This is a genomic window from Streptomyces sp. R11 (genome assembly GCF_041051905.1).
Classification (GTDB): Bacteria; Actinomycetota; Actinomycetes; order Streptomycetales; family Streptomycetaceae; genus Streptomyces.
Map to the genome: position 1 here is coordinate 9166153 of NZ_CP163432.1, position 13018 is coordinate 9179170.

Consider the following 13018-nt stretch of genomic DNA (forward strand, 5'->3'; position numbering starts at 1 on the left):
CAGGCCAACAGTGGCGATAGCGGTGCCTCCGACGCCTTCCTCACCCTGCTGGCCGACCAGGGGGCGAGGGGTTCCCACCACACGGAGCCGCTGACGTAGGTCCAGGCCGCCGGCCGCTGCGGCGGGCACGGCGGAAGCGCCAGTACTCCCTGGACGTCCATCGACCATGAAGCAGAGGGTTGCGGCGCAGGGTGTCGCCCAGGAAGCGGGGGGGTGAAGCGGCGGTAGTGGTCTGCGGCGATGCACGTGGCCGACCAGGTCCGCATCTGCGCGGCAGAGGACGGCCTCACGCCGACACAGCTCGCCCTCGCGTGGCTCCTCCACCAGGGCGACGACATCGTCCCCATACCTGGCACCAAGCGCCTCGCCCACCTGGATTTGGGGCCATTGCGGTGCCCCGGCGTGAGGGGTGGCGCACGCGGATCGCTCCTCCTGGTCCGAGCTTCGCCCGGTAACCGTTCGGGCGGATCGGTGCTGTTACCTTCTCCTGTCGGCATTCGTCATAGGTGTGACGACCGAAATTCGAACGGTCGTCGTACCCAACGACTGAATCGGGAACCGGATGCTGACCAACATCATGTACGTGACGATCTACGTCACCGATCAGGACCGTGCGCTGGAGTTCTACACCGAGGGACTCGGCCTGGAGAAGCGGCTCGACTTCCCGGGGCCCGACGGACGTTTCCTCACCGTCGGCCTACCCGACAGCCCGGTGCAGATCATCCTGTGGTCGCATGCGGCGGCCGCGGGACAGCCGGGCGGCGCGGGCGCGCCCGGTCCGCTGATCCTCGAATCCCAGGACTTGCGAAAGGATTTCGAGATCATGCGCCGACGCGGCGTCACCTTCGAAGAGTCCGAACCCGTGGACTATCCGTTCGGGGTCCGCGTCGAGGCGCTGGACCCGGATGGCAACCGGATCTCGCTCCGTCAGCAGCTCAAGTCGTGACCGCCCACCCGTCCGGCCTCGTGGCCGAGGCGTTTGAAGCCCAGCACGATCGGCTGCGCGCCGTCGCGTACCGGGTGCTGGGCTCGCACGTCGACGCCGAGGACGTGGTCCAGGAAGCCTGGATGCGCCTCGCCCGCCAGGACGCGGCGGCCATCGACAACCTGGCCGGTTGGTTGACCACCGTGGTCGGCCGAATCAGCTTCGACCTCCTGAGATCCCGCCAGGCCCACCCCGAAACCGCCTACGGGAAGGCGTCTGCGGACCTCGTGGTGACGCCCGCCGACGACCCTGCGCCCGACGAGCAGGTACTGCTTGCCGATTCGGTCGGCCTGGCCCTGCTCGTCGTGCTCGACTCGCTCACCCCGAGCGAACGCCTGGCGTTCGTCCTGCATGACATGTTCGCGGTCCCGTTCCGAGAAATCGGCCAGATTCTGAGCAAATCCGCCGACGCCTCCAAGATGGTCGCCAGCCGCGCCCGCCGCAAGGTCCAAGCCAGAGACCGGCCGGCGGCCCCCGGCCGCGAGCACCAACAGGGTCGTCCAGGCATTCCAAGCCGCCGCTGTCAGCGGCGACTTCGAGGCGCTCCTGCGTGTCCTCGACCCGAACGTGAAGCTGACCGTCGACACCCCCGACGGGGTGGTCGTCACCCTCGGCGCCACCAAGGTCGCCGCCGGCGCCCGCATGTTCTCCGGCGAGGTCGCCCGCCACCGACCCGTGCTGGTCAACGGCACCCCCGGCCACATGTCCTGGCGCCCCGACGGAACCCCTCTCTCCGTCATCGCCTTCACCGTCATCGAAGGCCGGATCACCGGCATCCACATCGTCGTCGACCCGGCCAAACTCGCGTCGATCCATCTGCCCCCCGGCCTGAGCAGGTGTCAGGGTCTGCCCTGGCCGGCCCCGGAGGGGTCGGCCGCCGGAAGTTCAGACGATGAGGCGGAGGGAGAGCTCGCCTCGCCGTCGACGGGCAGGATGTGGCGCAGCACCGCATCGGGAGAGGCCAGCGAACGGGCGAAGGTCGCGACGAGGTCGTGCGGGGGACTCGCGGAGAACACTGCGGCCTACAGGCTCGGCCGGATCCCGCTGATCGTGGTCGACGAGGTCGGCTACATCCCCTTCGAATCCGAGGCCGCGAACCTGTTCTTCCAGTTCATCGCGGGCCGCTACGAACGCGCCTCCGTGATCGTGACTAGCGATAGACCCTTCGGACGCTGGGTCGAGGTCTTCGGCGACGACACCGTCGCCGCCGCTATGATCGACCGCCTCGTCCACCAAGCCGAGGTCAACTCACTCAAAGGCGACAGCCACCGCATGCGCAGCCGCGACCTCGGCCGGGGTTCCCGCCGCCGACACCGGCGAATGACCAACATCAACTGACGGACCGGGGGTCAGAGTTCACTGACCACCAACGGGTTCATTCTGAGAGACCGCCGACACAGGCCAGGAGACAGAGGAGGTTGGGTGAAGAGCCCGAAGGCCAGGTAGGTGCCGTCGCAGCTGGTGTATCCGAAGGCCTGCGCGATGCGCAGCCGCCGGCGGGAGTTGACGCGGCCCATGTGGACGGCCAGTCCGCGCTCGAGGAACAGCGTTTCGATCGAGTTCCAGGGGGATGAGGCCGTGCTCGCTGGCGTCCTGGACAGGGTGGCGACCTGCGCGTGTCGTGTGTGAGGGGCGAAGGTGCGTGGGTGTGATCGCTTGATCTGGGGCGCAGCTTCGTGCCGGTGCTCTCGTCTGGACCGATGGCGGCGGCAGAGCAGACAGCAGGGGGAACCTGCGGCTAGAGTCGGCAGGGCACGGCCAGCTGGACTGGCTGCGACGGGAATGGGTCCGACGTCCCTTTCGGGCGTGGTTGCCACGGAAGTTGGCGCTGCGTCAATCGCGACAACTTCACACGCGGCCTGTACGTCGGCAGGGCCTCAGTTGATCATCCGTCTTGAGGATGGTCGACCTGAGACACCTGCCACTCTGCATGCGGTTGCACTCAGCTCGGCCTTCCTCCGTCCACGGGAGGGACCCGAGCGTGGAGCAGCAGATTGTCCTGGCAGTTCTGGGCGTTGCTGGCGTTGTATCGGCCTTTTTGTTCGCCTTCAAGGGCTTGCTCGACCAGATTCCTGATGTGATCCGTTCATGGCGCCGTGTCGTTGATGAAGCCCGCCGCTCCCACTCTGATCACGGTCTGACGTCGGATGATCATCACCCCCCGTCCTCAAGCGGCGATGGAACGCGATGACCGATACGTTGGTCCGGGGAGCGGTCATGGCGACACCTGGAGCCTTTGTCGGCTGAGATTCTCTTAATGAGCTGAGTGAGGGGATGAGGCTGTCGGCTGTGCCCACCTCGGGCGGCCCAGATCTCGGCGTCGAAGTCCGGGTGCTGCCGGGCCGCCGCCGGCAGCAGCGCGTAGCGGACGTCCACGGCCTTGGTGAGGACCCGCAGTTGTGCGGACGACAGCACTCAGGTACCCCGCTCGTTGGCGTCCAGCGCTGACAGCAGGTCACTCCGTGGTGGTGGAGCCCTCGGCCTGCCGGTACAACGGTGTGCGCGATTGACGTGTAGTGCGACGCTCACGCTGGCGCCCAGGTGTAGGGCGAGACATCGCCGGTTGGGGGTGATGACCTGGTGGCCGTCCGGCACGGCGAGAATCCGGGGTACGCCCGCGCGCACTGTAAAACCAGTGGAGGCCGCGCTGGCGGCGGCTCCGGCTGGTCGCAGTGGGGACGGCGTCGATGAGGTGCGCGCCGCTGCGCGCGACTTCCACCGCGCCGTCTTCGGTATCGCCGTTGTGGGACGGATGCGGAGCGGAGCAGGAGCCGGGATGGATTCGGGGGAGAAGGGGTCCAGCTGCTCATCGACATGCAGGCCGACACCTACGAGCGGGCCATCGCGGCAGTACAGGCCGCGTACGGCAGCAACTCCAGCCGTCCGAAGTCTCCCGACCGCAGCCGATCCACCTCTTTGTCCGGGCTGCCATGCCTGCACGGCTGTCGGTCGCGTGTGGGCAGGAGTGTTGTCTGGAAGGCGTTCAGGATGCGACCTCCCCAGGCCCGTCCCTGCCGTGGAGAGATGCCCGATGATGCGCAGTGCGAGGACCAGGAACATGTTGGGTATTGCCCGGCGCGTTGAAGAGATCGGCGAGCAGGCGCACGCAACGCTGCTCGCCCTCGGGCGGTGCTCTGCGTGGTGTGAACCCGGCTGCGTTCGATCGCAGAAGGGCGTCGCTGGCAGAGCGTCGGCCCGTTTCGCCTCAGCGTCCCGGGCCGACGCAGCGTGCCCGAACAGCCCCAACTGTCGGACACACGCGGCCAAGCCGTCCGGTCGCCTCCGCGACACACTTACGCCGCACCGCACACATACCCTCATGCATACGCCTCACGCGTGGCTGCAAGGTGGCCCATGACCGCCTACTCCAACTGGGACCGGGCCGCGGCCAGCTGCCGAAACCGCGTCTGCTGAAGCGGCGCTTCGCCTCCGCGTGACCCGCCTCGTCCTACAGTTGTGCTCCTACTGACCTTGAACTCGGGTTGTCGTAGCCGCTGACAGAGCTTGATCCTCGCGGTACGCCTCCTATGAGGTATGCGCAGGGCGGCGGTCTGTCGGCCGAGCGCCGGCAGTTCCGCGAGGGGATCCGGTTGAGGGCGGCCGAGCGGTTCGTTGCAGGTGAGCCGAGTTCGGCGATCGCGAAGGAGTTACGGGTCAGCGTCCGGTCGGTGCAACGGTGGCGGCGGGCCTGGGACAAGGGCGGTCCTCGGGCGCTTCGGTCGGCGGGTTCGGCCTCGCCACCGCGGCTGAGTGAGGCCCAGTTCGTGCAGCTGGAGGCGGAGTTGGCCAAGGGGCCGGTTGTACACGGCTGGCTGGATCAGCGGTGGACGCTGTCGCGGGTCAAGACGGTGATCGGCCGTCGGTTCCACAAGAGCTACACCCTGCAAGGGGTGCGCAAGCTGCTGATCCGGCACGGCTTCTCCTGCCAGATCCCGGCAAGGAGAGCCGTCGAACGCGACGAGGAGGCGATCTGCGGCTGGGTGAAGGAGACCTGGCCGCAGGTGGAAGGACCGCGGCGGCGCTCGACGCCTGGATCGTCTTCGAAGACGAGTCCGGCTTCTCGATGACGCCGCCGACCGCCCGCACCTGGGCCAGACGTGGCCACACCCCAGTAATCCGGGTTCGCGGCCGTTCTCGCCGCCGGATCTCCATCGCTGCCCTGACCTGCTACAAGCCTGGTGAACGCTCCCGGCTGATCTACCGGCCGCGGCGTGACGACGGCCGACGCGACGGACGCAAGAGCTTCGCCTGGACCGACTACCGCGACTTGCTCATCACCGCGCATCAGCAGCTCGGCGGGCCGATCGTGCTCGTCTGGGACAACCTCAACGTCCATCTCGCCTACGGGATGCGGCAGTTCATCGCCGGCAAGAGTGGCTAACCGTCTACCAGCTGCCCTCCTACGCACCTGACCTCAACCCGGTCGAGGGTATCTGGTCCCTGCTGCGGCGCGGCTGGCTGTCCAACACAGCCTTCACCACCCCCGAGCACCTCATCCAGACCATCCGCCACGGGATGAGGAAAATCCAGTACCGCCCTCACCTCATCGACGGATGCCTCGCCGGGACCGGACTGTCACTCACCCCAACGACATCATGAGTTCAAGCTCAGTAGTTCTGGGCAAGGTGGCGTTGCAAGTCGATGTGACGGAACTGATAAACAGTGCCGACTTGACGCAAAATGCCCCGCCTGTGGGCATCTGCAAGGAAGGCCATCAGGTTGTGGGGGACATGACCGCGCAAGGCAAAGTAGAAACGAACTGCAAGAAAGGGAAGCCATGCGGTCGCCTTCAGGCCGACCCTCAATCCGTTGAACAAACCCAAGAGGCCGGCGAAAAACAGTGCCCCTCCCATGCCCCCGCTCATCATGAGAAGGAAGAGCGGCAGGCCGCTAACCAGACCGACAATGGTGGTGATCATCAAGAAAGTGCGCCGGTCTTGTGCGAGGATTCGGTTGGGCCCCACGGATGATGTGAGGATTGCGCCGACAGTTGCGACTCCTCGCCCTATGGCACTGGGGGCGAATAATGCCAGCCCAAGGAGAAGCCCTAGCTGGAAAACGGCACCCATTGATTGCAACGTAACACCCAGAAGCATTCCTACGGACATCAGTCCAACCAATTTGATAGGTGACCAGCGCAATGCGATTGCCGGATCCTCCCGGAGAGCGATAGTGCCTCCGGCCAAGAACGTGACAAAGAGCGCCACGAGTCCGCCGGTAGGAATTCCTGCCCGTAAGCCTTCAGAAATTCCGGAATCATAGCCGAGTTCCTCTTGGAGAAACCCAAGGCCAGCCGGAATCCCGAAAGCGAGACCAGCCCCGACGCCGACTACCGGTCCGACTATCAGCCCCGGAATTAGCGGGTTACACCACTTTCTGATCTGCCACCATCTAATATCTCTACCTTCTCCGGTAGCCTGCAATTTACGGGCGAGGAAGGAAAGAGTACGACGAGCCTGCTTCACGGTCCACCTGCTCGTAGAATCAGCACTGTATCCGTATACGGAATCGATGTACCCGTCGAACAAATGCGCACAGATGTCATTCTCGTCTCGGAATCGCTCGCCATCCAGAAGCTCGCTCGGAACCGGCCCTTCGTGGCCACGCGGCGTGTAGATGGTTCTGGCTAAGAATAGGTGGAGCGGTGTCTTCAGGGACCGAGCCAACGGCCCGTCGCTGGCTAGGTGAGGGAAAATCGGCTCCCATCGACCTGGTGGCATTCCAAATTTTAGATAATCAGCCGCTTTTGTATGCTCCACAGGGTCTACGTAAATCCGAGGAGCGCTGGCGAGTGGAATAACTCCTTGGGCTGCCTGCACAGTCAGTTCGAACTCACTAGACCGACTGACGAGCACCAGGCCCGGCAGTCGCGCCTTGCTGATTTCTTCAAGCGTTTCCATGTAAAGACCTGGCGGCAGTTCATCAAAGCCGTCAAGCAGCGGAATCACCAGGTTCTGATCGAGGAGTGCTCGGGCGCGGGAGTAATAGTAAGAGCGCACGTTCCGTTGCCGATCAGCAATGCCCAATAGCGGGTGTTCGCGTGCAAGCTCCGATGCAATCCAGGATTTTAGGTCTTTTTTATTCGGATCCCAGGAAGCCAGCGACATGAGCACCGGTACCGCGGCACCCGATTCGCGCTCCTCGAGAAGATCGAGCAGGAGCCGTATCAAGAGCGTCGTCTTACCCGAGCCGCGCTCGCCCAAAAGTACCAGCTGACGGCCGGGAATCCTATTGAGAACCTCAATGATATTATGCTCCCCAGCCAACGTCTGCACATCCGGTGTGGAGCCGGATGAGCAATTCACTGCACCAGGGGTAACGGATAGCAAGTCCGTCCACTGTTGAGGTGTCATATCCGGATTCCAGGAGACTGAAATCCAAGGCGCCCCATGCAGTTGACGTAGCTGTACCTCGACGCTCCATTCCCTCTGGACGCCATCGGCTAGGTAACGAGTCAAATCTTCCATCGAAAGCGGAAGCTGCTGCCTAGTGGCTTGCCATATGCCGTATGCTGTAAGTATCAGCCCCCCTAATCCAGAAAATCCACCAATTACGCTCGATTGCTTGTCGGAGGCATCCCAGCCAGCTTTCGCAAAGTGAACCCCCAGCCAGATAAGAGCACCACCCAGGGCGACCAAGCCGACCGCCAGCACGATACGTCGTCGAGCCATGACGTCATCATCCCGCAGGAGTTGTGCTTGAGTCAGTGGCTTACAGGAACCCAAGTAGGCGCCTGCCCTGCCACTTCTCGCCGACCATCAGGGGCGCTACCAGCGCGACGCGGCACTGACGGCCCTGCGACTGCCCGAGTCTTCCCCACGGCGCGAGCGCCGCCGATATCAACGTGTCCAGCCTGGTCTCGCGAATGGTCTCGACCAACAGAACGCCCCCGGCCTGGGAGACTACGGCCTGGCACCGGCTCTCGACGCGGACACGCGGGTAGGACCCGCTATGCTACTTCACCTGCGGAGTGCTCCCTTCCACGCGGCGACCTGAACCCTAAACAGGTCCCATCGTTACTGGTCAGGAGCACTCTTGCATTTCCGATAACGCCTCGGTCGCCCGCCCACGTGAAAGTCCGAGGCTAGTACTCCAGCCGTAGATGATGAGCTGGCTGGTTCAGCCGATGCATGGCAGTTGTCACATGCGCAGGCTTGTTGCCCGGAGAAGATTCCCTCAGCCCAGTGTGATTCGCGCTATGACCGGGAGATGATCGCTGCCGGTAGCGGGCAGGGCACGGATGGGACCGACGGTTGCCGAGCGAGCCATGATCTGGTCGATCCGGGCCAGTGGGAAGGCGGCGGGGAAGCTGAAGGCGAAACCCCGTGCCGGCACGTTCATCTGTGAGGTCAGTGGGTTCAGCCCACGGTCGTCGGCCGTGCTGTTGAGGTCGCCGAGGAGTATCACTGTGTGCGATTTGTCGGTGGCGATGGCCTTGCCCAGCAGGCCGGCGCTTTCGTCGCGCCAGGACAAGGCGAGGCCGGACGGGTGGACGCGGACTGAGGGCAGGTGCGCGACGTACACCGCGATCTCACGGTGCTGGGTGTGGATGACCGCCCGTAGCCCGCGGCTCCAGGGCTCCGTGATCCCAGCGGGTTTGATGTGCAGCTGCTGGACGTCGGTGAGGGGGTATTTGGACCAGAGTCCGACGGTGCCCACCACCGCGCGGTACCGGTAGCGCGGGGCGAGGGTTCTTTCGTAGATCGGCAGCGCCGCGGGCACCAGCTCCTCCAGGCCGATGAGGTCAGGCTCGGCATCGGCCAGGGCGCGGACCGTGCCCGCGGGATCGGTGTTCTCGTCGCTGACGTTGTGCTGTACCACCACCAGGTCGTGCGCCCCGGGCTTCGCCCCGGGCAGCAGCAGCCCTCCGAAAAGGTACGTCCAGGCCGCCACCGGCAGGGTGAGGGCCGCCAGCGCGAGCACCGAGCGGCGCAGGAGCGCCAGGCCGAGCAGCACTGCGATCATCAGGCCGTACCAGGGCAGGAACGATTCCAGCAGACTGCCCAGGTGTCCCGGGGAGTTCGGCACCAGCCGATGGAACGCCAGCAGCAGTGCTGTCAGCGTCGCCAGCGCGGCGAGCACTCGTTCCCGCGTCCAGGGCGGCCGGCCCTTTGCGTTCCCGCCCACGGCCCACCACCTTGTCCTGCGGGATGTTGTCGTCTTCATCCCACGCGTCGCACCGCTGCTCCGCTCACCCATGGCTTCCCATCCGCCCGCCCTTTGCCCTTGCTCTTGCCCTGCAGGACGAGCCACCTGGTGAATCAGGTTCTGTTTGCGCAGGTGTGACGGCACACATCCGTGAGGCCCAGGAGATCGGAATGGAGCCACAGCTGGTGACACCGTGGTGCTGCCGGAGCCGATGGCGAGTGGGGAGACAGGTGCGGCCACCGGTGATCATCGGTGGGTGTGTGGACAAACGAAGATCAGGCGATGGCCGCAGGCCACCGCGTAGACCCGGCTCACTGGCTGGATATGTTCGAGGGCTTGATGAGCCGGATCGCGAGCCGCTTCGCGCGGGCCGAACCACGGCGCCGGGCACGCTCGCTCGTCCTGGGACTGCTGTCCGGCCTGCCGAGCAAGAACTGCTGGACCATCGCCGAGCATGCCGGACACGCCACCCCCTACGGCCTGCAGCACCTGCTGGCGCGAGCCAAGTGGGATGCTGACGCAGTCCGTGACGACTACGCGGATACGTGGTGGAACACCTCGGCGACACCCACGCCGTCCTGGTCGTCGACGAGACCGGCGACCTGAAGAAGGGCACAGCCACGGTGGGCGTGCAACGCCAGTACACCGGCACCGCGGGCAGATCGAGAACTCCCAGGTCGCCGTCTACCTCGTCTACGCCTCCCGCGCCGGACACGCAGCGATCGACCGGGAGTTGTACGTCCCGCGTTCATGGACCGAAGATGTGGACCGCTGCCGGGGGGCCGGGATACCCGACGAGGTAACCTTCGCCGCCCAAAGCCGCCCTGGCCACCGCAATGATCACGCGTGCCCTGGACGCCGGCGTCCAGGCCGCCTGGGTCACCGGCGATGAGGTCTACGGCGCCAACCCCCACCTCCGCGCCGCCCTTGAAGCCCGCCAGACCGGCTACGTTCTCGCTGTCGCCCGCGACCACCAGCTGCCCACCAAGGCCGGGAAGTTCCGGGCCGACACCCTGGCTCGGAAGCTGCCCAAGCACGCCTGGCAGCAACGCTCCGCAGTCGCCGGAGCCAAGGGACAGCGGTTCTACGACTGGGCGGTAGCCGACCTGCCCAGCGCACAGCCCGGTCACCACCACCTGCTCATCCGACGCAACCGTCGCACCGGTGAACTCGCCTTCCACCGCTGCTACTCACCCAATCCGGTGCCGCTGGCTACGCTGGTACGAGTCGCGGGATCACGATGGCGGGTGGAAGAAACCTTCCAGTCCGGCAAGGGCCTGGCAGGACTGGACGAGCACCAGGTCAGACGGTGGACCTCCTGGCACCGTTGGGTCACCCTCGCCATGCTCGCGCACGCCTTCCTCGCCGTCGTCCGCGCCGACGAACACGCCCGCCATCCAACACCCTGATGGCGCTCTTTGAACTGGGCTCTGTCCGCAGTTCCGTGAATCCCCAGGTCAGCGAGATGAGCGAGGGATCGTTTCGGCAGAGTATGTCCTGGCATGGCGAGCAAGACGGTCGAGGCTGTGCTGTTTCCCGGGATCGATGTGCGAGTGGAGCGCGTCATCGACTCCTCCGACATCCTCGTGGTGAGGCCGTGTCCACCGCTCGCCCAGGCCGATGCCCGGACTGTCGGAAACAGGCCAGTCGCATACATAGCGCGTATCAACGAACCCTGCATGAAAGGCCGTTGGGGACTCGCCGGGTCATAGTCCGGCTGCGGGTCCGCCGGTACTTCTGTGATCGGAAGAACTGTTTCCGCAAGACGTTCGTCGAGCAGGTGCCGGGCCTGTCCGAGCGGCACCGCCGCTCCAGCACCGGGCTGACAGGGTGGCTTCGGTCGATCGCGGTGGAGCTGGGCGGCCGTCCGACCGCGCGGCTGTGCCGCCGTCTCCGGCTGGTCGCGGGCCGGACCCGGCTGCTCAGGCTGTTGACGGCGCCGACGGTGCCGGACCGTGCGCCGCGGGTGCTGGGGGTCGATGAGTTCGCCTTCCGCAAGGGCTGCACCTACGGCACCGTGCAGGTCGACGTCGCGGCCGGCCGGGTCGTGGACGTACTGCCCGACCGCACCTCCGAGACGTTCGCGGCAGGGCTCACCGAGCACCCTGGAGCCGAGATCATCTGCCGAGACCGCGCCACCGCCTACACCAAGGCGGTCAAGGAAGCCGCTCCTCACGCCCTGGAAGTCGCTGATCGCTGGCACCTGCTGCAGAACCTGTCCGCCGCGTTGGAGAAGACCTGCCACCAGCACCGCGACTGCCTGCGCAAACGTGCCGAGGAGGAGACGGTGACCGAGATGGCAGAGCCTCCCCCGATGCTGTTACCGCCCGCGGAATTGCCCCGCACCCAGATCATCGAACGCACCCGCCACCGCTACGAGGACATCCACCGCCTGCTGGAGAAACGCTGGACGATCAGCGCCATCGCCCGCCGTCTGAACCTCGACCGCAAGACCGTGCGCCGCTTCCGCGACACCGACCTCGACGAGCTGCCGGCCTCCGCTCGCGAGCGCCGCCCCAACGGCGTCCCGGAGCCGTTCAAGGCGTATCTCAACACCCGGTTCATCGAAGCGCAAGGCCAGGTCAGCGGCACCCGGCTGTTCCTGGAGATCCAGGCTCGCGGCTACCGCGGCAGCCGCCAGGTCGTCCGCAAACACCTCGCCGCCCTTCGTGCGGGCACCGCCGAACCGGTCCGGGCCGACATTCCGAGCCCTCGCAAGATCACCTCGTGGATCATGCGACCTCGGGAGACGCTCACCGAAAGCCAGGACGAGCGACTCCTTCAAGTCCGGCTCGCCCGCCCGGACATCACTCGGGCCTGTGATCTCGCTCGGGCGTTCGCCGATCTGGTCCGTCACCAGCGCTACCTGTGCTGGAGTGGATCCGGCAGGCCGAGCAGGACGCACCGAAGCCCATGAAGGGCTTCGCCGGCTTCCTCCGTCAGGACCTCGACGCGGTGACCGCCGGCCTGACCCTGCCCTGGAGCTCCGGAGTCGTCGAGGGGCACGTAAACCGGGTGAAAACACTGAAGCGAGATATGTACGGCCGAACCTCGTTCGAGCTTCTCCGGACCCGCATCCTGACTCAGCTTGAGGGGTAGACACGAAGCGCCACCTGCCTGCTCACAGGCACGGTGCACTGGCGCAATGGGGGTGGAGCAGGTGCGACGGGTGGTCAATCTGCAATCTGTTGAGCAGAAGTTGTTGCTGCTTGCTCTCCTGTTTGTGATCGGCGGGTCGATCGTCGCAAACCTCTTCGCGTGGGACGTGAAGTGGCAGATACCCCTCATCTACGCCGTGCTCTATGTCCTGCTATCAGCCGTTATTGAGATCCGTGATCATCAGGCCCCTACAGCTTCCACGCACTACCGCACCAGCGACGAATTCTTTCTGTCGTTCGCCCGTCTCGTACGCACCGCCGAGCGCCATGTCTACACGAGCTACGTGCGCAACACGCCGCCGCCGAGTTTCCAATCCCCGGCCGCACAGCAGTACTTCAGGGCCGCGGCCGACTGGACCCGGCGCAACCCCGGCGCGTCATTCCACCGCATCATCGGTGTCCCTGCCCAGGAGCCCGGCAAGAGCGCCATGCGCTTATGGCTGCGAGAGCACTACGAAGAGATGCACGGTCTTGCCAACTACCACGCCCGCGTGGTGACCACCAACAGCGGTGTCGACGCCGTCAATATGGCGATCATTGATGACACTGCGGTCCTGTTGCTCCTGACCGCGGATGGATCTTTCATGAGCGGACACAGCCTGGAGACGGCTGAAGCCGTCAACTCCTTCAGGGACTACTACAGGTCTTGGTGGGCATCAGCGGAGCCTCTGGAAAGCTACGCGCAGAGGACTGACCTCATGTCTGCCGACCACTGAGCTTCACGGAA

9 protein-coding genes and 4 pseudogenes are annotated in these 13018 nt (G+C 65.3%); 10 read left to right on the forward strand and 3 right to left on the reverse strand.

Going from position 1 to position 13018, the window contains the following annotated elements; genetic code table 11:
• The first annotated feature begins 562 nt into the window (after nt 1-562).
• The 6 genes and pseudogenes from AB5J55_RS42325 to AB5J55_RS42350 all read left to right on the forward strand — a co-directional run bounded on the left by AB5J55_RS42325 (nt 563) and on the right by AB5J55_RS42350 (nt 5584).
• Complete coding sequence (locus AB5J55_RS42325) at nt 563-946, forward strand: VOC family protein (protein ID WP_369275719.1); 384 nt, start codon at nt 563-565, stop codon at nt 944-946.
• Nucleotides 943-1807, forward strand: a pseudogene (locus AB5J55_RS42330) (sigma-70 family RNA polymerase sigma factor); the annotation flags it as partial. The gene AB5J55_RS42325 and the pseudogene AB5J55_RS42330, both read left to right, overlap by 4 nt.
• Before the next feature lie 111 nt (nt 1808-1918).
• Nucleotides 1919-2323 carry an ATP-binding protein gene (locus AB5J55_RS42335; RefSeq protein WP_369276461.1) on the forward strand — a complete coding sequence of 135 codons (405 nt, stop codon included), beginning with the start codon at nt 1919-1921 and terminating at the stop codon, nt 2321-2323.
• Nucleotides 2324-2966: 643 nt separating this feature from the next.
• Nucleotides 2967-3176: a hypothetical protein gene (locus AB5J55_RS42340; protein WP_369275720.1), complete on the forward strand. Its 210-nt coding sequence runs from the start codon at nt 2967-2969 to the stop codon at nt 3174-3176.
• A 1336-nt stretch (nt 3177-4512) separates the two neighbouring features.
• Nucleotides 4513-5052 carry a winged helix-turn-helix domain-containing protein gene (locus AB5J55_RS42345; RefSeq protein WP_369275721.1) on the forward strand — a complete coding sequence of 180 codons (540 nt, stop codon included), beginning with the start codon at nt 4513-4515 and terminating at the stop codon, nt 5050-5052.
• Nucleotides 5049-5584, forward strand: a pseudogene (locus tag AB5J55_RS42350) (transposase). Before AB5J55_RS42345 ends, AB5J55_RS42350 begins: the two are co-directional and overlap by 4 nt.
• 8 nt (nt 5585-5592) lie before the next feature.
• On the opposite strand, the gene AB5J55_RS42355 reads toward AB5J55_RS42350, so the two are convergent.
• The 3 genes and pseudogenes from AB5J55_RS42355 to AB5J55_RS42365 all read right to left on the reverse strand — a co-directional run bounded on the left by AB5J55_RS42355 (nt 5593) and on the right by AB5J55_RS42365 (nt 9067).
• The gene (locus AB5J55_RS42355; protein WP_369275722.1) at nt 5593-7656 is read right to left on the reverse strand and encodes an NACHT domain-containing protein; all 2064 of its coding nucleotides are present in this window, start codon (nt 7654-7656) and stop codon (nt 5593-5595) included.
• Nucleotides 7657-7801: 145 nt separating this feature from the next.
• A pseudogene (locus tag AB5J55_RS42360) lies at nt 7802-7948 on the reverse strand (IS1380 family transposase); the annotation flags it as partial.
• 213 nt (nt 7949-8161) lie between these two features.
• Nucleotides 8162-9067 (reverse strand): endonuclease/exonuclease/phosphatase family protein, encoded by a 906-nt coding sequence (locus tag AB5J55_RS42365; protein WP_369276462.1) that lies wholly within the window; start codon nt 9065-9067, stop codon nt 8162-8164.
• Nucleotides 9068-9472: 405 nt separating this feature from the next.
• On the opposite strand from AB5J55_RS42365, the pseudogene AB5J55_RS42370 reads away from it, so the two are divergent.
• The 4 genes and pseudogenes from AB5J55_RS42370 (at nt 9473) to AB5J55_RS42385 (ending at nt 13007) form a co-directional block, all read left to right on the forward strand.
• Nucleotides 9473-10542, forward strand: a pseudogene (locus AB5J55_RS42370) (IS701 family transposase).
• 83 nt (nt 10543-10625) lie between these two features.
• Nucleotides 10626-12050: an ISL3 family transposase gene (locus tag AB5J55_RS42375; protein ID WP_369276463.1), complete on the forward strand. Its 1425-nt coding sequence runs from the start codon at nt 10626-10628 to the stop codon at nt 12048-12050.
• Complete coding sequence (locus tag AB5J55_RS42380) at nt 12047-12232, forward strand: transposase (protein ID WP_369275723.1); 186 nt, start codon at nt 12047-12049, stop codon at nt 12230-12232. Before AB5J55_RS42375 ends, AB5J55_RS42380 begins: the two co-directional genes overlap by 4 nt.
• Before the next feature lie 46 nt (nt 12233-12278).
• Nucleotides 12279-13007 (forward strand): hypothetical protein, encoded by a 729-nt coding sequence (locus AB5J55_RS42385; protein WP_369275724.1) that lies wholly within the window; start codon nt 12279-12281, stop codon nt 13005-13007.
• Nucleotides 13008-13018: the final 11 nt, after the last annotated feature.